16 protein-coding genes are annotated in these 25,206 nt (G+C 53.2%); 15 read left to right on the forward strand and 1 reads right to left on the reverse strand.

All coding sequences use genetic code 11. The features are described from left to right. Window position 1 precedes the first annotated feature (1 nt). The gene (locus ACFFSY_RS13910; protein WP_377494853.1) at window positions 2-340 is read left to right on the forward strand and encodes a DNA-directed RNA polymerase subunit beta; all 339 of its coding nucleotides are present in this window, start codon (window positions 2-4) and stop codon (window positions 338-340) included. Window positions 341-545: 205 nt separating this feature from the next. After that, window positions 546-719 (forward strand): hypothetical protein, encoded by a 174-nt coding sequence (locus ACFFSY_RS13915; protein WP_377494855.1) that lies wholly within the window; start codon window positions 546-548, stop codon window positions 717-719. A gap of 686 nt (window positions 720-1,405) precedes the next feature. On the opposite strand, the gene ACFFSY_RS13920 is transcribed toward ACFFSY_RS13915, so the two are convergent. After that, the gene (locus ACFFSY_RS13920) at window positions 1,406-3,589 is read right to left on the reverse strand and encodes an Ig-like domain-containing protein (RefSeq protein WP_377494857.1); all 2,184 of its coding nucleotides are present in this window, start codon (window positions 3,587-3,589) and stop codon (window positions 1,406-1,408) included. A 233-nt stretch (window positions 3,590-3,822) separates the two neighbouring features. Here ACFFSY_RS13920 and ACFFSY_RS13925 point away from each other — a divergent pair, with 233 nt between their 5' ends. From ACFFSY_RS13925 to metK, 13 genes are all read left to right on the forward strand, one after another. Next, window positions 3,823-4,386, forward strand: coding sequence for a CDP-alcohol phosphatidyltransferase family protein (locus ACFFSY_RS13925; protein WP_377494859.1), 564 nt, complete (start codon window positions 3,823-3,825; stop codon window positions 4,384-4,386). A gap of 163 nt (window positions 4,387-4,549) precedes the next feature. Continuing rightward, on the forward strand, window positions 4,550-4,987 hold the full coding sequence (gene fabZ, locus ACFFSY_RS13930) for a 3-hydroxyacyl-ACP dehydratase FabZ (RefSeq protein ID WP_377494861.1): 438 nt from the start codon (window positions 4,550-4,552) through the stop codon (window positions 4,985-4,987). Window positions 4,988-5,094: 107 nt separating this feature from the next. Beyond that, window positions 5,095-6,807: a phospho-sugar mutase gene (locus ACFFSY_RS13935; RefSeq protein WP_377494863.1), complete on the forward strand. Its 1,713-nt coding sequence runs from the start codon at window positions 5,095-5,097 to the stop codon at window positions 6,805-6,807. Window positions 6,808-6,819: 12 nt separating this feature from the next. Beyond that, on the forward strand, window positions 6,820-8,922 hold the full coding sequence (locus ACFFSY_RS13940; RefSeq protein ID WP_377494865.1) for a DUF5693 family protein: 2,103 nt from the start codon (window positions 6,820-6,822) through the stop codon (window positions 8,920-8,922). Continuing rightward, window positions 8,877-10,058: a polysaccharide pyruvyl transferase CsaB gene (gene csaB / locus ACFFSY_RS13945; protein WP_377494867.1), complete on the forward strand. Its 1,182-nt coding sequence runs from the start codon at window positions 8,877-8,879 to the stop codon at window positions 10,056-10,058. The genes ACFFSY_RS13940 and csaB overlap by 46 nt, the downstream gene beginning before the upstream one ends. Next, the gene (locus ACFFSY_RS13950; protein ID WP_512699691.1) at window positions 10,055-10,867 is read left to right on the forward strand and encodes a WecB/TagA/CpsF family glycosyltransferase; all 813 of its coding nucleotides are present in this window, start codon (window positions 10,055-10,057) and stop codon (window positions 10,865-10,867) included. Before csaB ends, ACFFSY_RS13950 begins: the two co-directional genes overlap by 4 nt. Window positions 10,868-11,081: 214 nt before the next feature. Continuing rightward, window positions 11,082-12,215 carry a glycosyltransferase family 4 protein gene (locus ACFFSY_RS13955; RefSeq protein WP_377494869.1) on the forward strand — a complete coding sequence of 378 codons (1,134 nt, stop codon included), beginning with the start codon at window positions 11,082-11,084 and terminating at the stop codon, window positions 12,213-12,215. 159 nt (window positions 12,216-12,374) lie between these two features. Next, the gene (locus ACFFSY_RS13960; RefSeq protein ID WP_377494871.1) at window positions 12,375-16,574 is read left to right on the forward strand and encodes an S-layer homology domain-containing protein; all 4,200 of its coding nucleotides are present in this window, start codon (window positions 12,375-12,377) and stop codon (window positions 16,572-16,574) included. Window positions 16,575-17,141: 567 nt separating this feature from the next. Further along, a complete protein-coding gene (locus ACFFSY_RS13965; protein WP_377494873.1) occupies window positions 17,142-19,946 on the forward strand; it encodes an S-layer homology domain-containing protein in 2,805 nt (934 codons plus the stop codon). 136 nt (window positions 19,947-20,082) lie between these two features. Continuing rightward, complete coding sequence (locus ACFFSY_RS13970; RefSeq protein WP_377494875.1) at window positions 20,083-22,632, forward strand: hypothetical protein; 2,550 nt, start codon at window positions 20,083-20,085, stop codon at window positions 22,630-22,632. Between the two features lie 115 nt (window positions 22,633-22,747). Further along, window positions 22,748-23,260, forward strand: a complete 513-nt coding sequence (locus tag ACFFSY_RS13975; RefSeq protein WP_377494877.1) for a hypothetical protein — start codon at window positions 22,748-22,750, stop codon at window positions 23,258-23,260. Between the two features lie 208 nt (window positions 23,261-23,468). Beyond that, the gene (locus tag ACFFSY_RS13980) at window positions 23,469-23,756 is read left to right on the forward strand and encodes an alpha/beta-type small acid-soluble spore protein (RefSeq protein WP_377494879.1); all 288 of its coding nucleotides are present in this window, start codon (window positions 23,469-23,471) and stop codon (window positions 23,754-23,756) included. A 231-nt stretch (window positions 23,757-23,987) separates the two neighbouring features. Next, entirely contained in the window at window positions 23,988-25,196 is a 1,209-nt protein-coding gene (metK, locus tag ACFFSY_RS13985; RefSeq protein WP_377494881.1) for a methionine adenosyltransferase, read from the forward strand. The last annotated feature ends 10 nt before the right edge of the window (window positions 25,197-25,206 follow it).

A 25,206-nucleotide genomic window follows, 5' to 3' on the forward strand; every position in this document is an offset into this window, starting at 1 on the left:
GATGGATACGAAGAACGACACGGTTGTATTTGAAGGATTGGGTGCGGCAGCAGAGCGGGCTGGCGCTGCGCCGCCCGAGAGCGGTCCGGAGACGGCGGCCGGCAAGACCGAAGGACGCACGAAGAAGCAGCAGAAGCGCGAGGCTCGTGCACGTAGGCATCCGGCGCTTCGCGTGCTGCTGTGGGTGCTGCGCAAAAGCATCGTGCCGATCCTGTTACTGGTTGCGCTCGCGGGCGGCTTGTATATCGGCTACACGAAACTCGGCAACGGATCAGGTGACGATGTGTTCGAGTGGTCCACGTGGAAGCATATGTACGATCTCGTTTTTTCAAATGCATAGGTTGACAAAACCGTTTATCGCGAATTCACGCGGTAAGCGGTTTTTTATTGCAGATGCGCAAATAGTCCCGAATAGCTTTTAGATCTGTCTATAATGCTGCAATGATAATGGATTATGTCTATAGATCTAAATAGTAGGGGGAATTTGTCGGATGATGGCGGGTTTCATGTAACAGTTTGGGAAAAAATCGACTGTTATCTATGGCGTGATCGTGGACATGCTCGGCGATCCGAACGCCAAGACGCAGTTCTTGCCTAATGGCGGGACGCTCGTGCGCAAGGCCGGCATCTATAACGGCTCCACGGCCTATTCGCAGAACGGAGAGTATACGCTTTATCCGAAAGGCTCATATCAATTCATGGGCAATCATACACCATAATGATGCGTTTTCACTTAAAGCATCTTGGGTTACCGCATTTCAACTTAAGCTTCGACCATTCTCTCCGTCGCTGTTCGAGTTCTGCAACAGCAATCATGTACTTTTCTTGGCTATGGCATTCCGCGGTTCATTAACGATAATACGCCGGCTCGACCATCCGCATACTCTGGTGGATTACGATCCTCTAGTACCGTATCGCTTTGGATAATTTCGTCTTGCAGATCCTGTGGCTCGAAAATAACATCTATGCGTAGCTCCCGCAAAGTTCCCTAGCCCTCCGTATCCACGCCTTGTTTGGTGGCCTAGCTAAAAGGGGAAGTATTTACCCTGCGCTGGAGGAATAGCCCTACTCAATCTCATTACAAAAAGAAGCTTTTGGCGGCAGATACGTAAACGCTTGATGAGCAAGGGGGGATGTCTCTCGGTTCGTCCAATGTATGAACTGGAGAGAGCACTGGGACAGATCAGCAGCAAATGGGGATGCCTGCTTCGAAGATTAGCTAAGAGCGAGCCTAGAGGTTGAATGGACTTCGCTAGAGCGCAATCTGCTGAAGTCACAGGTGGCCACAAACGGCAAACGGCGCCACAGGGCTAGAACCCTGTGACGCCGCTTATTGTACGATCGAGGAACATCGGGATTAGAAGACATGCACTTCAATCCTTTGAGCCGCTCACTTCGTCTGCTTCTATGGCTTCACCGTCACGCGAATCGTGGCGGTCTTGCCTTCGTAGGCGACTTTGATCGTCGCGGTGCCTTTCGCGAGCGCGATGACGGTGCCGTCACTAACGGCGGCCGTTGCCGCTTTGGACGAGGTCCAGACCGCGGCTTTCGTCACGTCGATGGATTTACCGTTCTCGTATTCAGCCGTCACCTTGAACGTCTTGGCCGAGCCTGGCGCCATCGTGAACGACTTCTCGGAGACGATCAATTTCAGCAGCTTCGGCTTCACCGCGATCGTCGCGGTAACGGTCTTCGATTGGTACGTGCCGGTCAGCGTAACCGTGCCTTCGGCCAACCCTTTCACGATGTTGGAATTGACCGTTGCGGTCGTCTCGGAATTGAGCGACCAGTTCATTTTCGTGCTGAGCGTCACGCTCTGCCCGCTTTTGTACACGCCCGTTACTTTGAAGGCTTTCGTCTTGCCGATTGTGAGTGTAACATTCGAAGCATCGATGAACAGCTTCGCGAGTTCTTCTTCGATCGTTACTTTGAACGTGATCGATTTGCCCAGATAAGTGGCAGTCAGCGTCACGTTGGATTTGACGAGGCCTTTCATTTTCGGCGCTTTAAGCAGCAGGTTCGCCGACGAAGCTTTCCACGTGACCTTGCTCGTTACGTCTTCTTCCGAGCCGCTCTCATTGATGACTTTGATCGCGGGAAGATCCGCTTCTTTGCCGATCACGAGCGACAGGTTCGTCGTTTCCGACATAAGAGCCAGTGGCTTCTCGCTGACTTTCACGGATACTTCGACCGATTTGTCGCCGATTGCAGCCGTCAGCTTCGCTTCGCCGACTTTCTTGCCGATCCACGCGTCGTCCTTGAGATCGACGACTGTCGTATCGCTGGTCGTCCAAGTTACCAGATCGTCGGCGACGAACTCTTCGTCCGCCAACGATGTTGCCGTAATCTTAGGAAGCGTCACCGCTTCATCGACGAACGCGTCGACCGTTTCTTTCGAGGCTTTCATCGTGTTGATCGTAGGGTAGACGTGCACTAGCACGGATTTGACCAACCCTTTGTAGGTAGCCGTAATCGTCGTGCTGCCGATTTCCTTCGGCGTTACTTTGCCCGAGCTGTCAACCGTCGCGGCATAAATGTCGCTGGACGTCCATGTCGCTTCGGTCGTTTTTTCTTTCCACACATTATTCTCGGGAATAGAGACTTTGAATTGAACGCCATTGCCATTGATCAAAATATGCTGCGTATCCGAAGGCGTGATGCGCATCGCTTCGAAGGCGGGGCGGACGACAACCGTTACCGAGGCAGTAACGCCCAGGTAGGTAGCCGTGATGGTTGCTTTGCCCGGCGCGACCGGCGTAATTTTGCCGTCCTCTACCGTAACCACGCCGGCGCTGCTTGTCGTCCAAGCAGCCTCGTCCTCAACCTCATCCGTTCCCCCCGAGGCTTTCGTTGCCGTTGCCGTCAGTTGAATCGCCGCATTGCCGACTTTGAACTCGCGAATGCTGTCGCCGTCGATCTTCAATTCTTTATAAGGAGAAGCGACTGTCAGCTTCACGGTATCCTTGCGGCCCTTGTAGGAAGCGGTGATCGTCGTCGTGCCGGCCGCGATCAGCGTTACGACGCCATCGCCATCGACGGAGGCAACCGAAGCATCCGAGCTTGTCCACGTCGCGTCGGCAATATCGTCCGTAACCGTGCTGCCTTTGGTAGCTGCCAGCGTGAATTCGAGATCATCGCCAATATTCAGGTTCAGACTGTCGCTTGCCGCGGAGCCGTCCTGCTTGATCGTAACGCTGTCATACATATATTCGCTCGTCATATCGAGTGAGACTTTAAAGCCGCTGTACTGCGCGCTGATTTTGGCCGTGCCCGTCGTGAGCGCGGTTAGCGTGCCGCCGGTGACTTTAATAACCGCCGGATTGGAGGAGGTCCATGTCGCGCTGGAGGTGACGTCTTTTTTGGTCGTGGTGGAGGAAGAAACGGTCGCCAAGACGTTCATCGCCATCGTCCCGTTGCTTACATACATTGTCGTCGGGTAGGAATCCTCGAATTGGAGACCCGTTACCGTCTCGTCCGCGGCGAACGCCATGCCGCTCATTAAGGTTAGCATCATCACAAACGCAAGCAGCGCCGACACCGCGGAACGGGAGTTAAAGCCTGCCTTGCTTTGTTTATCTGGTTTCCTCAACTTGTTCTCACCTGCTTTGTTTTATTTCGTTGCCTCCTTCTATTAACGGCAGGCGCTTCGTGAAAATGAAGCTTTTCGTCCGATTTGATTGAAAATAGACGGGGAGTTTTAAAGAAAAAGGGGCTGAAAGCCGCGGTTTTGCGGGCTTTTCGCATGGTTTTATTTTTCATGGCGGAGAGGTATAATGATGGAGGAACTTGAACCGCCAGAAAAAGGTAAGGGGGCATGACGGTTTGAATGTGCCTAACATGCTGACCACGCTGCGGTTCGCGCTCATTCCAGTTTACATCGTTGTGTATGCATCCGGTCATATGAAATGGGCTTTCGCGGTGGTGGTAGTAGCCGGGATGACGGATATCCTCGACGGGTATCTCGCCAGGCGCCATGGCCAAGTGACGGCTGTCGGAGCGATGCTTGATCCGCTCGCAGACAAGTCGATGATGATCGCGGTGATTATCTCGCTCCTTGCCACCGGCCATCTCCACTGGACGGCTTGCGCGGCGTTCTTCATTCGGGACATCGGCATGATCGCCGGCTCGGCGATCTTTCATTTTCGCGGCAAGAAGACGGTGCCGGCCAATTGGATGGGGAAATTGACGACCGTTTTGTATTATGCGGCCATCGCGTTTATATTTTTCGAGCTTCCGTTCGCGCAAGCCTACCTATGGGGCGTGATCGGGTTTTCGTTTGTTACGTCGTTTATCTACATTATATTGTTTGCCCGGCTCAACAAGCTGGAGCGACGCGGCGGTCAGGCGAAGTCCGATTCGGGCGTGGCCGCGGATCAAGCCAAATAAACGCGCGCACAAAGAAGTCCGGCCATCCCGGCGCTTCAGGCCAGACGGTCGGACTCCCTTATCTTAACCCCCATGACTGCAGTTTCACGAAGGATATGTCTATTGTGGCTCAAGGAGAGTCAAAATATTACGCCAACCAGGCGCGAAAGGGGCACTTTTCAAAATGCTCGATATTCAACAAATCCAACAAATTATTCCGCACCGCCCGCCGTTCTTGCTCGTGGACCGAATCTTGGAGGTCGAAGCGGGCAAGCGCGCTGTCGGCCTGAAGAATGTTACGATGAATGAGCCGTTCTTCACCGGGCACTTCCCGGAATATGCCGTTATGCCAGGCGTGCTAATCGTCGAGGCGCTTGCGCAAGTGGGGACGGTCGCAATCTTGATGGTCGAAGCGAACAAGGGCAAAATCGGCTTCTTCGCCGGCATCGACAACTTCCGATTCCGCGGTCAAGTCACGCCGGGCGACACGCTTATTTTGGAAGTCGAGATCACGCGTCTTAAAGGGCCGATCGGCAAAGGACAAGCCACAGCCAAGGTTGGGGACAAAGTCGTCGCCGAGGGCGAGATCATGTTCGCGCTTCAAGATCCGAAGAAGGCATAGGGCAGCGGGTGGAAACCATTCGGCGGCAGAAGTCGTCCTAGATGATGTACATACATGAATGACACATATAGATGAATAGACAAAGATCATTATTGGAGAGGCAGGAAATGGAGACAATGACACAAACAGCGGTTGAACGTTACGAAGCATGGTTGAACGACGCGACGATTGATGCGGCAACGAAGGAGGAACTTGCCTCCATCTCGGGCAACGCGAAAGAAATCGAAGACCGATTCTACCGTGATCTTGAATTCGGCACAGGGGGCTTGCGCGGCGTGATGGGGGCCGGCACGAACCGCATGAATCCATATACCGTAGGCAAGGCGACGCAGGGGCTGGCCAACTGGCTGCTGCAGCGTGCGGAGAAGCCGTCCGTCGTCATTGCGCATGACTCCCGCAACAACTCGCCGGAATTCGCGCTGGATTCGGCGCTTGTGCTCGCGGCGAACGGCATCACCGCTTATCTGTTCCCGTCGCTCCGTCCGACGCCGCAGCTGTCGTTTGCGGTTCGTTCGGTTGGCGCGACCGGCGGCATCGTAATCACGGCCAGCCACAACCCGCCGGAGTATAACGGCTATAAGGTCTACGATCAGAACGGCGGCCAGCTCGTTCCGGCCGATGCAGAGCAGGCCATCGGTGCGATCCAGCAGGTCACGAGCTTCGATCAAGTCCGCCGCATCTCCCGCGAGGAAGCGGAAGCGAAGGGACTGCTCCGCTGGCTGGACGAGGAAGAGGACCGCAAGTATATCGATACGGTTGTCTCGCATAGCTTGAACGCGGACTTGCTGAAGAACGGGCTCGGCGCAGCGGTTTCCGTCGTCTTCACGGCGCTTCACGGCTCGGGCAACTTGCCGGTGCGCGGCGTGCTCGAGGCAGCCGGCTTCTCCAACGTCCATATCGTGCCGGAGCAGGAGCAGCCGGATGGCTATTTCAGCACGGTGAAGTCGCCGAATCCGGAGGAGCGCGAAGCGTTCACGCTGGCGATCAAGCTGGCAAGCGAAGTCGGGGCTGACATCATTATCGGCACGGATCCGGACGCAGACCGCGTCGGGGCGGTCGTTCGCAACAACGAAGGCGAATACGTCGTGCTCTCCGGCAACCAGTCGGGCGCGATCATGGTGTACTACCTCCTCTCGACACTGAAGGAGCGCGGCCAGCTGCCGGCTAACGGCGTCGTCGTCAAGACGATCGTGACGAGCGAGATGGGCGCGGACATCGCCCGCCATTTCGGCGCGGATGTGGTGAATACGCTAACCGGATTTAAGTATATCGGCGAGAAAATGAACCAGTACGAGCAAAGCGGCGAGCGCACATTCCTCTTCGGCTACGAGGAGAGCTACGGCTACCTGGCGGGCACGTACGCGCGCGACAAGGACGCGGTAATCGGTTCCTTGCTCATCGCGGAAGCGGCTGCTTACTACAAGAGCCAAGGAAAGACGCTGTACGACGTGCTGCTGGAACTGTACGAGCAATTCGGCACGTATCAGGAGCAGTTGGAATCCCGCACGCTCAAGGGCGTGGACGGCGTGCAGCAAATCCAAGGCATCATGAACGACTGGCGTTCGAACCCGCCGGCTGAGGTCGCGGGCATTGCCGTCACGAAAGTGCTCGACTATGCGCCGGGTCTGGATGGACTGCCGCCGGAGAACGTGCTCAAGTTTCTGCTCGAGGACGGCTCATGGTTCTGCCTGCGTCCGTCCGGCACGGAACCGAAAATCAAAGTATATTTCGCCGTCAATGGCGGTACTCGGGAAGAAGCGGCGGCCGCGATCGGCCGTCTGACCGCGGCTGTCATGGAGCGCGTAGACAACAAGGCTTAAGGAGTGGAAGGCGTGCAACAATCTTGGCAGCAATGGAATCGTAAAGCGCGCGCATTCATGTGGGTGCTGACGCTCGTCGGCGTCCTGGCGGCTCTGCCGCTGGGCGCCACGCGCTGGCAGATGGAAGATACATCGTCGAAGAAAGTGGAGTTCGTATTTGACTACCGGGATCTCGTGCAGGCTGCGTCTTATACGGCGCATCCGCGGCAGTACATCGCCGAGGAACTCGTCAAAATGAAGGAGGCCGGCGTGACGTCGATGGCGGTATATGAGACGTCGCTGGAAGAGATGGTGTGGGCGGATTATTTGGCCGTCTACAATTCAGCCGCAGCCGCCGAGCTGCAGGACAAGCCGGCCGCGCAGGATGAGAATTACACCTATCTTCTGTTCGCGGGCGAAGAGGAAGAAGCGGCGCTCTCCCCGATGATCGAGCAGACGTTCGCCTATTGGGAGATTGCCGTGAAGCCTTGGTCCTTCGGAGGACGCACGGGATTGATTTTGGAGACGCCGGTGGAGAACGCCATGCTCAAGCCGATGAATCCCGACCCGATCGCGCTGCAAAAGATCCATGCAGCCGGGTTCTTGATTGTTCCGCGTCTCTCCGACCGCATTCCGTACGATCAGAATATGGTGGATGCGCAGATGGCCGAGCTGTCGAAGCTGGGCGTCCACCGCATTCTGTTTGAAGGCGACGCGGTCAAAGGGTACAAGGACAACGCGGAGAAGAAGAGCCTTGCGGGGTTCGCTCACATTTTGACGAAGTACAATATTGGCATTGCGGCCATCGAGAATTCGAAGCCGCAAAAAGGGATGAATTCGCTTGCGTATTTGACGCAATATAATATTGCAAGACTGTACTCGCTGTCGGATTCGGACGCGGCCACTATGGAGCCGGAAGCGATCGCGGACCGGTTCCATCTCGCCGTGAAAGACCGGAATATCCGGATGTTCTACTTGAATACGGCACCGACGCGCAGCGCGGCGAAGTCCGCGGTCGTCAACTCGCTGCCGAATATTTACGACGCGCTTCAAGGCGAGCAGGGAGCTGTTCGGAAGCTGAGCGATTTGGGATACGAGATTGGTTCGGCCCAGCCGTTCGAATACGAATCGCCGTCCTGGCATAAACCGTTGAAGGCGCTGGTTGCCTTGGGGGCGGTGGCGCTCATTACGCTGCTGGTCAGTGCGTTTATTCCGGGTGTCGTCATCCCTGTCTTCTTGATCGGGCTGATCGGCAGCGCTGGATTATACGTACTATCCAAGCCGACTCTGGAACAAGGTCTCGCGCTTGGGGCCGCGGTCAGCGCGCCAACGCTCGCGATTATTTGGGCGATCAGCCGGGTTAAGGCGCACACGACAGGCTCTCTTCGCCCCGTTGGCGGGACGAGTATGGCCAAGAACGGCTTTGCGGGCTTGAACTGGGTGTTCCCGGGACTTACGGCTGGCAGAAGGCTGATGATGGCGCTCTCCATCTTCGCGATGACCTCCGTCATCTCGCTGATCGGCGTGCCTTATGTATTCGGCCTGCTGAACAATATTACGTATTCGCTCGTGCTTGAACAGTTCCGCGGTGTGAGTCTGCTGCATTTGGCGCCGATCGGCCTGTCCGCGCTGTACGTGTTCTTGTTTACGAGCGGTTCGCTCGGCGGCAATATCCGGCGCATTCTGAGTGCGCAGATCACGGTGCTTTGGGTCGTCGTGGCTGGCGCGCTCGGCATCGTCGGGATGTACTACTTGTCGCGGACGGGCAATGCGGGACAAGCCTCCGCCCTCGAATTGTTTACCCGCAACGTGCTGGAGACGACGTTTGGGGTTCGGCCACGGTTTAAGGAGTTCATCCTATCCCATCCGTTATTTTTAGTCGGGCTTTTCCTTGCGCTTCGTTACAGGGCCGCATGGGTATTCTTTATCGTAGGATCCATCGGGCAGCTATCAATGGTGGATACGTTCGCGCATATTCATACACCGCTTCATATCTCGCTAATCCGCGTTGTGCTCGGACTTGTATTGGGCGCGATCATCGGTTTGGTCGGCATCGGCGTGTGGCAGGTGTTGGAAGGGGTTTGGAGAAAATGGGTGCTTCGCTACATCCCGATGCTCAAGTTCAGCCAGAAGTGAAGCGCGTCGTCATCTCCGGTTACTACGGATTCCACAACAGCGGCGACGAGGCCGTGCTCAAGTCGATGCTATTCGCGCTGGAGGAAGAAGGCAGACAGCAGGGCGTGCGCATCGTGCCGGTCGTGCTGTCGATCGATCCCGCATGGACGACGCGAATGTACGGCGTCGAAGCGGTGCACCGTATGCGGCTGACGGAAGTCATTCGCGCCATTCGTTCAAGCGACGGTTTGATCAGCGGCGGCGGAAGCTTGCTGCAGGATGCGACGGGCGCATTGACGATCCCGTACTACACCGGCGTACTGAAGCTTGCGCAGCTGCTGCGCAAGCCGACGTTTATTTACGCGCAAGGCATCGGGCCGGTCAATCGGAGATGGATGGACCCGCTGATTCGCGGCGTGATGCGACGCAGCGCTTACGTCTCGGTGCGTGACGCCGAATCTGCCGCGCTTCTGGGACGGATCGGCGTGCCGGCCGAACGCATCGACGTCGTGCCTGATCCGGTCATGGGCATGCCGTTGCCTGCAGGGGCCGTGCAAGGGGACGCTTCCCGCGACTCCGCCGACTCGGCGGTGCCGGTCGTGGGCGTGTCTCTGCGGCACTGGCGCAAAGACGAAGCCGATCTTGCGCGCGCGGTGGAAGCGCTGGGCGCGCTCGCCCGCAGCCGTGCGGTGCGGCTGAGGTTCCTTCCTTTCCACACCCCATCGGATGTGGAAACATCGCAATGGGTCATGGAGCGGCTGGGCGACCTGGGACCGGGCAGTTCTGCTGAAATGGCGGCTCCCGGCGATGACCCGCAGCTCATGCTCCAGGCGGTCAGTGAATGCGACCTGCTGTTCGGCATGAGGCTGCACGCGCTGATCTACGCGGCGAATCAGTCGGTTCCGATGATAGGACTGTCGTATGACCCGAAGATCGATCAATTCTTGAAGCGGGTCGGCTTGGAGGCTATCGGCACGACGGAGCAGTTGGATGCGGCGGCGTTCGTCGCGGAAGCATGCCGTCTGATTGACCGCCGCGAGGAGTGGCTCGCGGAGCATAAGGCCGCCATCGGGCAACTCAAGACGGAAGCGAAGAGACCGGCGAAACAAATCGCCAGCCTTCTTCGTCATAACAATAGAGGTGACAAGCGCACATGAGTCAGTCAACAACACGGCAGCCGGCGTATAAGGCGGGCGCCGCATCCGCGGCTTCGGCCGTGCCGACGGTCTCCATATATGGCATCGCATTCTCCAAGCTCAATATGCGGGAGACGGTGAACCACTTGACCGCTCGCATCGAACAGCGTATGCCGACGCACGTCGTGACGGGGAACCCCATTATGGTGATGGCCGCTTTGGAGAGCCCTGTCTTCGATCAAGCGCTGCGCAGCGCTGAATTGGTCGTACCGGATGGCACCGGCGTCGTGTGGGCGGCCTCCCACGTTGGTCAGCCAGTCGCGGAGCGCGTGGCGGGTTATGATCTCATGCACGAGCTGTTCCGTATCGGGCAGCAGCGCGGTTGGCGCGTCTATTTGCTCGGCAGCACGCAGGATGTCATCGAGACGTGCGCGAAGCGAATCAGCGAGCAGTATCCCGGGCTTGTTATCGCGGGGTACCGCAACGGATTTTTCGGATCGGAGCAGGACGCCGAAGTAATCTCGGAGATTCGCGAGGCGCAAGCCGACCTGCTGTTCGTGGCTCGTTCAGTGAATACACAGGAACCTTGGATCTCAGCGAACAAAGCAGAGCTCGGCATTCCCGTCATGATGGGCGTCGGCGGCAGCTTCGACGTCATCGCCGGCGTCGTGAAACGCGCGCCTAAGCTGTTCCAGCGGCTTCGGCTGGAGTGGTTCTACCGGCTGCTTAAGCAGCCGTCGCGGTTCGGCCGCATGCTCGTTTTGCCCAAATTCGCGCTCAAAGTGATGCGCGATAAAGAAAACGTGACAAAATATCGCAATGCGGTGTGAAAACTAGCGAAAACGGTGAAAATTGCTTGAAAAAGAGTATGGAGTTTCTTTTTCAAACGGAGTATAATTCATTCCGGCGATAGTCTTAGGCGAATGTAACATGTTCGTCATCCCGTTATTTACTGTCGCAGGTGTGAATCGGGCACGGCCTGTCCATGTACATAGCAAGCGGACGCCAGCGGCTTCGATTTACGAACATGAGAGGGAGATGAAGATGGCTGAGGGCTTTCTTTACGGAATCGGATTTATTATCGCGTTATGTTTAGCATTGGCGGTGACTCCGTTAGTCATTAAACTGGCTTATGCGATCGGCGCGATCGACAAGCCGAACCATCGCAAAGTACACACGAGAATTATGCCCCGTATGGGCGGACTTGGCATATATGCGGCGTTCGTTGGCGGCTATTTCGCCATCAAGCCCTTCCTGCCGGAAGGTTTGCTGCGCAGTTACGACACGAATTTGATTAACGGTCTGCTCGTTGGCGGCACGATCATCGTTCTGATCGGCGCGCTGGACGACCGTTTCGAACTTTCGGCGAAGGTGAAGCTGCTCGGACAGATTATCGCGGCATGCGTCGTCGTTATCGGCTTTGATATTAAGATCGATCTGCTGAACATTCCGTTCGGCGAAGCGATGCAGCCGGTCGCATCCTGGATTAGCATTCCGCTCACGATCCTGTGGATCGTTGGCGTAACCAATGCGATCAACTTGATCGACGGTCTGGATGGTTTGGCGGCCGGCGTATCGGCCATCGCGATTGGCACGATTGCCGTCATGGCGGCGATCATGGGCTTCGCCCCGGTTATTTTGCTCAGCACGATCCTGCTTGGCGGGGTTATCGGCTTCCTGGCCTACAACTTCCACCCGGCGAAGATCTTCATGGGCGATACAGGCTCTCTGTTCCTTGGGTTCAGCCTTGCGACACTGTCGATGATCGGGTTCAAGCAAGTCACGATCGTCTCGTTCGTCACGCCGCTTCTCATTATCGGCGTGCCGCTGTCGGATACGTTCTTCGCGATCGTACGCCGTTGGGTGAACAAGCGTCCGATTTTCGCCCCGGACAAAGGTCACCTGCACCATTGCCTGCGCGAGCTTGGCTTTAGTCACCGTCGCACGGTGCTGATCATTTACGGCATCGCGGCTTTCTTCGGCGCTTGCGCGATTTTCCAATCGACGATCGTGCAGTCCTCGGCTGCGAATTGGGTTACGTTCGTCGTTATCCTGGTCATGGTCTTCGTGCTGCAGATTGGCGCGGAGCTGATCGGCATCGTCGACAAGACGCGGCGACCGCTGCTCAATTTCCTGCAGCGCATTCTGATGCGGGCGGAAGAACAACGTTCCAAATAAGCATATCCTGGATATGGAAGCCTTGGTTCCTTCGTGGAATCAAGGCTTTTTTGCGTAAATGGGTTCCATTTTGCCGCAAGTGTAAACTTTTCGCCGGGTACGTCCGATAAATCTAGTACAACGACGTAAACAATGTCATGGACTATAAGGAGGTTTACCGTGTTTAAGAAACTAGGTTTATGGCTGATGCTCTTCAGCCTCGTGATTCAACTGCTGCCTCCAGGCAGCGTGAATGACGTAGCGACGGCGGCCAGCGCGAACTTTAACTTTACGGGTGAAAGCACGACGATCGGCTCTCCTCGTACCGTAACGGATGAGCGGATTACGCTCACGGGTACGATCAGCAATGTCGAGGCCAGCTCCATTTCTTATTCTGTTTATCAAATTGTAGATCCGACCGAGAAAACAGACCCGCCGAACAAGAGAGAGGGTCTGACGAGCAACGTGTACATCGACGGCACATCGATTAAGGTGTACAACGTGCAGCTCTTCCCGGGCTTGAACAAAATCACGTTCCAAGGGACGAAGAGCGGCGGGCAAGTATCCAGCTCGATCTATGTCGAGTATCGCAACTCCCCGATTCTCTATAACTTGACGGCTACATTGCTCGGCACCAGCTTCCCGCTGACCGAAGATAAGTCGACAATCGTTTACTCGACGGCTTCTAAAGGCAGATCGACGGTAGACATCAGCATCACGGGCAATGCGCCGAATGCCTCGGCCATCTCCGTAACGGTGAATGGCAACACGAAGTCCTTCACGGTCAATGCGGCGAACGGCTCGACCTTCGCGGCATCGCCGATCACCTTGCAGAAGGGCAAGAACGTCGTCACCTTTAAGGTGAACAACGGTACGCAGGTACTGACGTCGACGCGGAATATCACCTTCTATAACGGCAGCGTGACGTACAGCGATATTAATATTAACGAAATCGCCGGTAGCGATATCAACCAAACGGCCGATCTGGCGACATCGCCAACATTGAACGTCGATGGGGAAAGTAAGTACACGGTAACGGGTAAAGTCATTGTTCCGAATAACTACAACTCGGATACGAAGAAGCCTGATCCGGACCCGGATGGCGCTGGCATCGCGTCGCTGGTAGCGGGAACACTGAAGAATACGACGAACGCCAAAACGGTTACATCAACGACGGTAACGCAGGCGCTGACGTCAGGCGTAAATGACAACGATGCTTATTTCGTATTTGATTTTACGATGTCTGTGGATAAGATTGATTCAGATAACGATCAAAGACTTCACTTCAATGAAGAATTCAGCGTGCAATTCGGCGCGACCAACCCGTTGACTGTGTTGACTGAGTACAGTAATACGTACCGATTCAAGTTAATTAACAATACAGATCCGTTCATCAAGGAAATTAACTACTTGCCGGGCTACAAAACGGGGGGATCGTTAAGCGGGATTACCGGATTGACACTGGACGGTAGCAAGATTTATGGACTTCCGCTAGCGGTTGAAGTTGTTTTCGGTAACTATTCCGCTAGCACGGAAGTGAGCCTGACGAAAATCGCTAATCTTTATGGAGGTTCGAAGAGCCTTGTAGCCGATACAGATTACACGGAAGTTCTCCCGAACGAGTCGGAAAAATATGTAACGAAAGACGGCGTAACCTACAAAAGACGGATATTCGTTTTTACCAAAATGCCGTATGAAGGCACCCAAACGCTGACGGCAACGATTAAGAAGGACGACACTTCTAGTGCGCCTACTTCATCCGCTTCAGCAACGCTCAACATGCTGTATGGACCGTTCGTAAACTATAAGAATTTGTATGATGGATTGATTATTAACGACAATACGGTGGCAGGTCCGGCCAAACGCCGTGATGATATTATTAGTGGAATTTTAAAGAATTTCGAAGGCGAATTCTCTAATATCAACGACACAAGCGAGATCCGGTATGAACCAACCAGTACCGGTAAGAAGTTACCGCAAACGGTATTCTTCTACATCAATAACGTTCAAATTCCGCTTGAGATGATGGATGAGAACGGCGATGGAAATGCCAATGATGATGCGCGTCATTTTATTATGAACGCCGACAAGAAGATGCAAACCGGCGAAGTCGACGATGACGGGAAGTTGATTGAAAAATCGCTATCGCAAATTGCATTTGATGCCCTAATCAATGGCGAGAATACGATTCGCATTGTGTTCCAAGGCACGAAGAGTTACTATGACAAGACGGTTAAAGTGAATATTGTTCCGAACAATCTGCCGAAAATTCCGGTCGATGATACAGGCATTTTCCCGTTCACTTATGCGACCGCTGATACAGTGGACGTAATGCCAACCATCAACGATACGAACTTTAAGTTGACGAACGGCGTATATACAACGAAGCAAGCGAACATGAACATCTATGGCACGTTTGACTTTATTGACCTTGGCGAATACGGAGGCGCATTGGATAGTGATGAAGTAGCCAGAGTCAAAAAGGCAATTGACGATTTGACTCTTAACGAGATTCGCCCATCCGACTATTTGCTGAAAATTACAAGTACCTCATTGAAAGCAGGAATTGAGTGGAATCTGACATATCCGCTGCAAGTCATGAATGGCACGCAGAAACTCGGCACGATCAACGCGCTCGATCCGAACAAAACAGCTCCAAAAGGTTATGATCCGAATTTGATCGTACGCTACGATATGAAGAGTCAGACGTTCTCGTTCGTGCTCAAAGGGCAAGACTTGAACGCCGACGGTAGCTCGAGCGTATACCTGTTCAGCGTGTATAACAGCGGGGAATACGGGCCGAAAGCCTCGTACCGCGTAGAAGTGGACCCGACCGTTCTGCCATATACGATCGAGCGTCCGATGCTTCCGCAAGAGGCGATTATCAACAAGAACTATGTCGAAGTCATCATTACCGCTAACGGCGCCGATTCGGTTGTTATTAACAAAATCAACGCCAAGAAGACAGGTTATGATATGGACAATGACGGTAACATCGACAAACCGAATTCCTTCCGAGCTACCGTTACGGGGCTGAAGGCGGGCGTCAACAAAATTAGCTTTACCATTAAAAATGCGAACGATAGCGTGTCTGATACGATCGAAGTGACGTATCAGCCGACGAACATCCCTGGCGCGGCGTACATGGAAGACATGAAGAGTTCCCACAAAGTATTTGACGGAACGCTCTCCCTGACTTTCGCCAAAGGCACGTCCCTGATTCGCACAGACTATGATTCGACGAACAAGCTGAAGAACCAGATCTACACAGGCCATAAGCTGCTGTTCGGCATTGCCAACCCGAAAGACGGCGTTCTTGACCGCCGCGAGTACGATGTGTGGCCGGCCAACTTCAGCCAATTGATCGAGAACTACGGCACGCGTTTCGACGTCTCCTTCCCGACTCGTTTCGGTAAGGCGAGTCCGGTGTATTGGATTGACGCCGGCTTGGCGGACAATCTGTCGACGGCCGCTTACGATCCGGTAACGACGGGCGTGGATCCGTACCAGTTCCCAACTTCGCCGATCCCGACGTATGACTTGCGTCCGGACGATCGCGAACTCGTCACTTCCAAGCAAGGCAAGCTGACGCTTTCGTTCGATCCGAACATCCGAGACAGCGTAGGTACGTTGGTAACGGTATACCACTACGATGTGAAGAATAAGTTCTGGATCAACGTGGGCGGCGTGGTTGACACAGGCAAGAACACGATCACGGTTCCGTTCGAGCAGTTCGGTTACTATGTGGTCGGCAAGCTGTCCTACTCGTACAGCGACGTCTCGAACCATCCTTATGCGCGGAACTACATGGAAGCGATATACTCCAAAGGTCTGATGAACGCGTCCAATTATGACGATTTTGGCGCAGACATGTATGCGACGCGCGGCGAGTTCGCGAGAATGATCGTGCGCATGCTAGATATTCCATTGAACTACAAAGGCAACCTGCACTTCGATGACGTGGCGCCGATAACGAACGTGGATGCGCTGTGGGACTATAGATATATCGAAACGGCAGCTCGCGAAGGCATCATCCGCGGCACGCAGCCGAGAACGTTCGAGCCGAACAACAGCTTGACGCGCGGCGAAGCGGCAGTTATTCTGGCGCGCGCCCTCGATCTGAAGCTGGACACGGATTCGACCAAGATCGACAAGGCGCTTCAGAAGGCGTTTAAAGACTACTCGAACATCAGCTACTACTCGAGATCATCGGTCGTAGCGATCGCGAAGAAGGGCTATATCAAAGGCTCGCCTGTGGATGCATCCGATTTGACGAAAGGGTATGTATTCGAATCGCAATCGTACCTGCTTCGTTCCGATGCCGCCATTATCGTGGGCAAAGTCATGGCCGATCTGAAGAAGCTTCCGAAGATCAACTAATCATTTCGCAGGAAACATTAAGCGGCTTGCTCCCGAGGGAGCAGGTCGTTTTTTTTGCGCGTTCTAGCGAATGCTGTCTCTTTCTATTAGGTTTTGTTTAAGGTTTGGAGGGCGAGGTTATACAACCTATGTGAGCCCATATCCATCAAGATAGCAGGGTTGCGAACCGATGCGGTGTTAAGGGGGAGTCGGGAAAAACAATCAAGATTAGGGGATAAAAAATAAAAAATAAAAAAGTTTGCAACACGCGCAACTTTTGCTCGAGTACTGCGTCTATATACGTGAACATCACAAAACGACAGGGATACAGGGCGAGAATGAGAGATTTTTCTATAGAATCTCTTTACCTAGGTATTTCGCCATTGTATAATGTTAAAGTGTGTTAGTTCCCAAGTAGTCTTACATTATTCATCCGTTTACTAGTTTCTGCGACGGCGTTCGACACATGTTCGGTGCATGTTCGTAGACATCATTTTTTGGAAGTGTTAAGCTGAGGTTCGCTTGAGCCGAACGCAAGATACTTCTACAAACAAAGCGCACCACAATCGAGGAGGAGAAAAAAAGGTTATGAAGAAAAGTCTATCCGCAATTCTCGCTACATCCATGGCTTTCTCGATGTTCGCATCGGCTGCATTCGCTGCAGACGCAACGACGACCATCACAACAGAAGCTAAGTTCCAAGAAATGAAAACAGCTGGTATCTTCCAAGGTATCAACGGTGAGTCCCACCTGGACCAACTGATGACTCGCGCTGAGTTCGCGAAAGCACTCGCTACGCTCCTGAAGCTCGAGAGCAAACCAGCAGCAGCTGCATCGTTCAAAGACGTAACAGCTACTCACTGGGCAATCGGCCAAATCGGCGCGCTTGCTGAAGCGAAAATCATCGAGGGCGTTGCTGCAGGCCAATTCGGTCCTAAAGTAAACGTATCCCTGGAGCAAGTCGCGAAAATCGCGGTAACAGCTCTGAAACTCGAAGTTAAAGACGACGCTAAAGTAGAAGGTAAAACTTCCGCTTGGGCTACGAAATATGTTGCAGCAGCAGTAGCAGCTGGTCTGATCAAGACTTCCGCTGACTACACGAAGAACGCAACTCGCGGCGACCTTGTTGACGCATCGTTCGTTGTTTACCAAAACACGAATGTTGCAGTTAAAGGCGATGCTAAAGTAATCGACGACAAAAACATCGAAGTTACGTTCACAGACGGTGGCGTAGTTAAGAAAACTCTTGACACGGCTCTGAAAACTGGCGAAACTACGAAAGTTTCCGTTGAATACAAAGGTAAAACATACGAAGTTTCCGTTAAACTCGACGCTCTGAAAGCAACAGGCGCGAAACAAACGGGCGCTAAGAAAATCACGGTTGACTTCAACCAACCAGTTCTGTCCTCCGACAAAACTGTACTGACGTACGAACTGAAATTCGGTCTGCAAACTTACGCGGTAACGCCTAAATATGCTGACGACAACAAATCGGTTGTTCTGGAAGCGGCTTACCTGCCAGCTGGCGACTTTACGCTGACTGTTAAAGGTTCCGACGCGATTAAACTGAAAGTTGAAGCTGAGAAAGCAACGAAGATCGACATCGCTGCGCCAGCGCTGACATTCGCTGATGACGTTGAACTGGGTGTGAAAACATTCAACCAATTCAACGAGGAAATGAAAACTGTTTCGCCATCGGTAACGGTTTATAACGTTACTAAAAACAAATCGATCAGCGTTGAAAGCGTAAATGGCGGCCGCGTTGACTTGAAAACACCTGCTGACACTGCAGCGATCGGCGATTCGATCACGATCATGGCTGTCATTCCTTCGGTAGGTCTGTCGCAAAACAAAACTGTAAAAGTCATCAACGGAAGTGCAGCTACATCGATCAAAATCGACGCTGTTAAGCCGCTGACTGGCAAAGACCGTGTTTCCATCAACGAAACTGGCCTGGTTCTGCCACTGACGCTTACAGATGCTTCTGGTCAAGCAGTTAAATTGCCAGCAGTAACAAAAACGCTCGATGCTACAAGCTTCGAACTTGGCGGACTCTTCTTCTTTGTAAGTGACATCGAGATCATCAAGTACATCGCAGTTGACGCTAACGGTGTTGTAACATTTAACACAGGTGCTAAATCGGGTACTGCATTCGTTACAATCACGAACGGTGCTACGCAGGCGACTGCTTCTACATCGATCGTAGTTAACGGCGCGGCAACGGTTAAAGACCTGCAAATCAGCCACCCAGGTAAAGAAATTGTGAAAGGCGAAGACATCGCATTCCCATTCACAGCTATCGATACTTTCGGTGCAACGATCAAAGGTAAAGATCTTGACCTGAGCAAAGTAACTTTCGCAGCTAACGGCGCAACAGTGAAAGTTAACGCTAAAGGCGAACTGATCTTCAACTTCCCTAACACTGGCGACACAACGATCTACACGTACGTGAACGGTCTGCAACAACCGAACCCAGTTCAAATCAACGTTAAAGACGTTGCGAAGTATACAGCTGTTAGTGGTATCAAAGACGTTGCTACGACTTACGAAGTAGGCGCGAGCAACGACTTTGACCAAGACAACATCCTGCTCGTTGACAGCTATGGCCGTTCGTCCAACGTAGCTGAAGGCAAGTTCACAGTTACGTCCGACAAAGAAGGCATCGTTAAATACGAAGGTGGCAAGCTGGTTGCAGTAGCAGCTGGTTCCGCGACAATCACGGTAGCAAGCACTGCTAACGCTGATAACGTTGCTAACAAAATCACGAACTACTCCTTCACGGTTAACGTTGTAGCTTCCGACGACATCAAATCGTATGCAATCGACACGGTTGGCACTGTGTATGGTAAAGCTTTCACAGCTGCAGAAGCAGCCAAAAAAGTTGCATACACTAAGAGCATCAAACTGGTTGGTAAAACAGCTAGCCAAACTGTTGTAGCTCTTAAAGACAACACGGCTCCATTCGTAACAAGCAGCGACCAATCCGTTCTGGAAGTTGTTGGAACGAACCAAGTTAGCGGTATCAAAGCTGGTAAATCCACGATCACCGTTATCAAAAACGGCGAACAGATTGCTACGCAAGAAGTAACGGTTTCCGAAGAACTTCCAGTTGCAAAAACGGTTGAGTTCGAGAAAGACGAGTACACAATTGCAGCTGTTAACGGTACAGCTACAATTAAAGTAACGGTTAAAGACCAATATGGCGTAGTGGTTTCCCCACTGAACCAAGTTGCATCCAGCGACACTGCAGTTGCTTCCGTAACGGACATCACACCAAACGGTGACGGTACGTTCAATGTAACGGTTAAAGGTCTGAAGAAAGGTAGCGTTGTTCTGACGTTCACTTCTTCCAACCTGGTTACTGACACGACAACTGTTGTAGTTAACGGCTAATATGTCTTACCCAAAAGAGACAGGTCTATGACCTGTCTCTTTTTTTATTTCTACCACTTAAAATCTCATAAAAGAACGAAACAAACTTGCACCAAATGGCGTCTATATTAATATACAAGACGCAGGAGGAATGAATGTGAAGAAGAAGTGGATCCAGAACGGAATTGCCACGGTTACCGCGACCACGTTGCTCGTCGGGACCGTTGCGCTTTTTCCGACGGAGGGACTCGTCTCCGCAGCGGCGGCTACAACGCAAGCGACCGCGAGCTTAGCGAGCAAGATCGTTAAATTGAATGCCTCGAGCACTCTATATATTCGCGATGCCAATTTCTTGATGCAAGACAAGGGCAAGGTGCTTGCGTTCTCGGTAGCCATCACGAATAATGGCTCATCGCCATTGGATCTGATGGACTACTGGCTGCGCGTAAAGTCAAAGTCGGGCAAAACATTCAAAGCAGTTGTTGTCGAAGGGGACAAAGAGAAGCAGAGCGTCGCTCCCAAATCCACCACCTACGTGACTTATTATGCAGTCGTTGATACGCAGACCCAACTGAAGGACTTAAGCTTCAACGTCATCAAGTGGGACTTCTCGGTTGCGAACTATGAACGGACATTGGGCACGATTCAGTATCCGGCCAACAGCACGGATCAAGTCGCGGCATTCAAGGACAAGGTCATGCTGTATAACAACGGCAAGATTCGTGGGGCCGTCAAGCAGACTCTGATTACGAAGGACGCGACCAACGGATACTTGACCGTGAACTTCCTGTTGGAGAACGTTGGACAACAAGCGGCGGACATTTCGAAAATGAATTTCTTCGTTCAGACGCAAGGCTTGTCCGTCTACAGCGTAACGTCCTCGAGTACGGACCAAACGACGCTCCAGCCGAAAGAACGTAAAATCATCACGCTTCGCGCAACGCTGCCGGTAGCCGTGGCGAGCAAACCGCTTTCGCTCGTGGTCGCGCAGAATGATGAAGCCTCAAAGGTGCTCTTGGGCGCAGGTAACTTTGCTTTACCGGCTGCGGCCACGCTCAGCGCGACGCCGATCGACAAGGCACGCTCGATCTTTCTGGGCGGTACGACGGTGAACACGAAGGCAGGATCTGTTTTCGTCACGCAAGGCGCGACGAAGAACGAGATTTCGCTTGAATACAAGATGACGAATACCGGAACGCAAGATATCAAATTCCCTAGTTTGGATTTCTTCATTGTAACCAAAAGCGGCACAAGTTATCCGCTAGCGTATACAAAGGAAGAGAACGCTTCGATCCTTCCGGGAATCGAGAATACGATCACTTTAACCGGTTCGCTGCCTTCCACGGTGAAGATCGAGGAATCGCAATTGGTCATGAAGAGCACGGCAACCGAGAAAGAAAAATCCTATGTACTCTCCAGCTACTTGATCCGTTCGGCATCGCAGCAGGGCGGGGTAGGAAGCTCATTCGCCTACAATGACTACGGAATTAAGTTGAACTCGATCGAACGCTCGCCATATGAAGACAATGATATGTTGGTGGCGAATTTGACGGTTACGAATAACAGTGACGTGACCAAGCAAATTCCAAGCCTCGGCGGTTACTTTATGGTCAATGGTGTTAAGGTCGGGGCCGAGAAGAAAGCCGTCGCCCTGGATAATGCCATTACGATCGCGCCAGGCGCCTCGGCGGAGTTCGTCGTGAATACCGAAATTCCGTATACGACAACCTTCAATAATATTACCTTCGTCAGCACGGAGCCGGTACAAGATAAAGCAGGCAAGCAACTTTACCAATTTACCGGGCAACGACTTAACGAGGCAAGCCTGACCAGCAGCGATACGCCATATGTTATTTCTAATGTGGGCAAGAAATCGACCACCAAGATTCTGCGTACGGCCGTATTCACGGGCGAGTTGAAGAATAACTTCTACGCTGAATTCGAAGTGACGAATAATGAGACTCGCTCCGCGCTTATTTCGAAATTGGGCGGTTACATCAAGGACAAGAACGGCATCACGGTACCAGTACAATTCGCGGAAGTGAAGGAGAAGGTGGGACCGGGCAGCAAGGTATTATTATCGGCTTGGACTGCGGTATCGAAGACTTTCGATACATCTTCCTACACGTTGTATCTGGGTCAGGCTTTCTCGGAGGGCACGAGCGGTGGAGGCAATAGCGGAAGCACTGGCACGACAAGCGGCGAGAGCACGACCGCTGCGGCCAGCAGCATCGTCGTCAAACCGGTTGCATATTCGGTTTCCTCCTCCTCGCCGGCGACGAAGACGGATCTGCGCGGAATCAATTTCGCGGGTTACTTCTTGGATCTATACCGGATCAACGCATTCTTGGACGTACAAGGCGAGTACAGCGTGAACGGCTTGAAGATGGTCATGGATTACACGCTGAAGAAGGATGAGCAATACGAATATATTGCGGGCGACCATAAAGTCATGTTTGAATTCGTGAACGATGACGATCAAAAGGTAACCTATAGCAAGCAGTTCGGATTGACCACGGCGGCCAGCGGAGAGGAATACTTGAAAGAAGTTGCCAGCTATCCGCTCTCCATGGTATTCCAGGATTCGTCCGTGCAAAGCAAAATCAACAAATATGAGAACTACACGCTTAACGTCTACGACGTCTTCCAAAACACGAAGCTGCTCGTAGCGAGCAAGAAGCTCCGCTGGTTCAACATCAACCCGTAATCCTCAGCAGCTTGGATCCCGGTATCGACTTCTCGGTCCGGGATCTATTTTTTCGTGCTAGAAGGACAAGAGAGAATTTAGTATGCTAGTAGGGATGAACGAGAGGAGTGAAGGAATGAAGCGCAAGCTATGGGCAGTGGTTGTGATCATTCCGCTAACCATTGCCATTTGGTCCGGCGTGGACCAGCTGCAGTCCAGGGCCGATGGGAATTCGGTAACGCCGGGATCGGTGGAAGATCCGGTCGTGACGAAGAGCTACGTCGATCAGAAGCTGGCCGAACTTGGCGGCTCCGTGAAGCCGACAACGCCGGAGAAGGACGAGCCATCGCAAGCGGGCGCCACGCTTGAAATCGTCATGGTCCCCGTGGGGAAAGTGCTGATGGCAGGCGCAGGTGCAGAAATCATCTTACGTAATGGCAAAGCGGCAGCCTACAGTTCGGATGCCAACGGCATCTCCGATGTGACGGACGGCGTGGACATAGCGAACGGCAAAGCGGTTCCGGCGAATCATCTCGTGATTTTCCCCCGGGCGGGCAGAGGCATCATGCACGCGTCGGATTCCAAAGGGAGTTTGACGGTCATGGTGAAGGGCAGTTATGAAGTGAAAGACCTTCCTTCGCCCCAATAATGCCGCGAATACGGGACGGTTAACGCGTAGCGGTCATATCTCGATTCCGACTAACTAGGTAAGTATCCATGCGCCATATTAATGAGGACTGACAATGTCGATTGTCAGTCCTTCTTAATTTTCCCCTTGCAGGCAACATGTTATCCGGCTCAAACGAGGCGAACGCGAACACAATACGGGTATCAACTACAGGAGGTGCATGACGAAGATGGCAAGACGTCGAAGCAACATTGTAGTGGTACCCGAAGCGCGCGCAGCGATTGATCAAATGAAATACGAAATTGCGGCAGAGCTCGGGTTGACAGCCAACGCGGTAACGCCGGATCGGCTGGGCATGACGGAGTTCGCGGCAGATGATTTCGGCACGGTGGGCGATTCCAGCGATCCGGCCAGCGTACCTTGGTCGCGGCTGGCGACCCGCGATGTCGGCTATATCGGCGGCTCCATTACGCGCCGGTTGGTCGAGCAGGCGGAGCGTGTTCTGAACGGCTTGTAATGGCGTCAAACAAGAGACAACAGCCATTGACACCAAGCGACAACTTCGGTATCATACTGTTTTAGAGAGTTGACTAGCGACCTTTTCCATCACCGGAAAAGGTTGATTTTTTGGATGCGAAACTAACGTAAAGCTCCATGTATGGCGTGTTGACTTTTCTATTGTTTCGAACCCATGCATGTCTTATTCTTCATACTTACCTTTATTTTGAGTAGCAGGAGGTTGAAAACATTGTCGATTAAAGGACGGCATTTGTTTACTTCGGAATCGGTCACAGAGGGACATCCCGATAAGATATGTGACCAAATCTCGGACGCGGTATTGGACGCGTTCCTCGAGCAAGATCCATACGCGCGCGTAGCGTGCGAAGTATCCGTAGCAACGGGTCTGGTTCTTGTTATTGGCGAGATCAGCAGCCGCGCGGATTATGTGGACATTTCGGCGATCGCACGCAAGACGATCAAAGAAATCGGCTACACTCGCGCGAAATACGGTTTTGACTCCACGACTTGCGCCGTGCTGACTTCCCTGAACGAGCAATCCGCGGACATCGCACAAGGCGTTAACGCCGCGATCGAGACGCGAGACGGCAAAGACATCCGTCAAGAGAACGAAGATATCGGCGCTGGCGACCAGGGCTTGATGTTCGGTTTCGCAACGAACGAGACGCCTGAACTCATGCCGCTGCCAATCGCGCTGTCCCACCGCATCGCGCGTCGTCTGTCCGAAGTGCGCAAGAACGGCACGCTGGACTACCTCCGTCCGGACGGTAAGACGCAAGTAACGATCGAGTACGTAGACGGCAAGCCTGTTCGTGTAGACACGATCGTCGTGTCCACGCAGCATGCGGAAGAAGTTACGCTCGAGCAGATCCAGAAGGACATCATGGAACACGTCATCAAGCCGGTTGTTCCTGCTGAATGGCTGGACGAGCAAACCAAATATTTCATCAACCCGACAGGTCGTTTCGTAATCGGCGGTCCTCAAGGCGATGCAGGTCTTACAGGCCGCAAAATCATCGTCGACACGTACGGCGGCTACGCACGCCATGGCGGCGGCGCATTCTCCGGCAAGGATCCGACGAAAGTCGACCGTTCCGCGGCATATGCGGCTCGTTACGTCGCGAAGAACATCGTCGCGGCAGGCTTGGCCGACAAATGCGAGATCCAATTGGCTTACGCGATCGGCGTAGCGACTCCGGTCTCCATTAACGTCGACACGTACGGCACGGGCAAAGTAAGCGAAGAAGTGCTGGTTGAAGTAATTAAGAAGAACTTCGATCTGCGCCCGGCAGGCATCATCAAAATGCTTGACCTTCGTCGCCCAATCTACGGCAAAACAGCGGCATACGGTCACTTCGGCCGTACCGACATCGACCTTCCTTGGGAACGCGTCGACAAAGCGGAGCAGCTGAAAGCGGACGCGCAAGTGAACGCATAAGAATGTGACT

Origin of the sequence: Paenibacillus aurantiacus (assembly GCF_042431225.1) — a bacterium.
GTDB lineage: Bacteria > Bacillota > Bacilli > Paenibacillales > Paenibacillaceae > Paenibacillus_Z > Paenibacillus_Z aurantiacus.

Bases quoted from the DNA above. Each gene is read 5' to 3' on its own strand.
- ACFFSY_RS13975 (WP_377494877.1), top strand. From the start codon at position 22,748: ATGAAGCGCAAGCTATGGGCAGTGGTTGTGATCATTCCGCTAACCATT.
- ACFFSY_RS13965 (WP_377494873.1), top strand. From the start codon at position 17,142: ATGAAGAAAAGTCTATCCGCAATTCTCGCTACATCCATGGCTTTCTCG.
- ACFFSY_RS13950 (WP_512699691.1), top strand. From the start codon at position 10,055: ATGAGTCAGTCAACAACACGGCAGCCGGCGTATAAGGCGGGCGCCGCA.
- ACFFSY_RS13955 (WP_377494869.1), top strand. From the start codon at position 11,082: ATGGCTGAGGGCTTTCTTTACGGAATCGGATTTATTATCGCGTTATGT.
- ACFFSY_RS13910 (WP_377494853.1), top strand. From the start codon at position 2: ATGGATACGAAGAACGACACGGTTGTATTTGAAGGATTGGGTGCGGCA.
- ACFFSY_RS13935 (WP_377494863.1), top strand. From the start codon at position 5,095: ATGGAGACAATGACACAAACAGCGGTTGAACGTTACGAAGCATGGTTG.
- csaB (WP_377494867.1), top strand. From the start codon at position 8,877: ATGGGTGCTTCGCTACATCCCGATGCTCAAGTTCAGCCAGAAGTGAAG.
- ACFFSY_RS13980 (WP_377494879.1), top strand. From the start codon at position 23,469: ATGGCAAGACGTCGAAGCAACATTGTAGTGGTACCCGAAGCGCGCGCA.
- fabZ (WP_377494861.1), top strand. From the start codon at position 4,550: ATGCTCGATATTCAACAAATCCAACAAATTATTCCGCACCGCCCGCCG.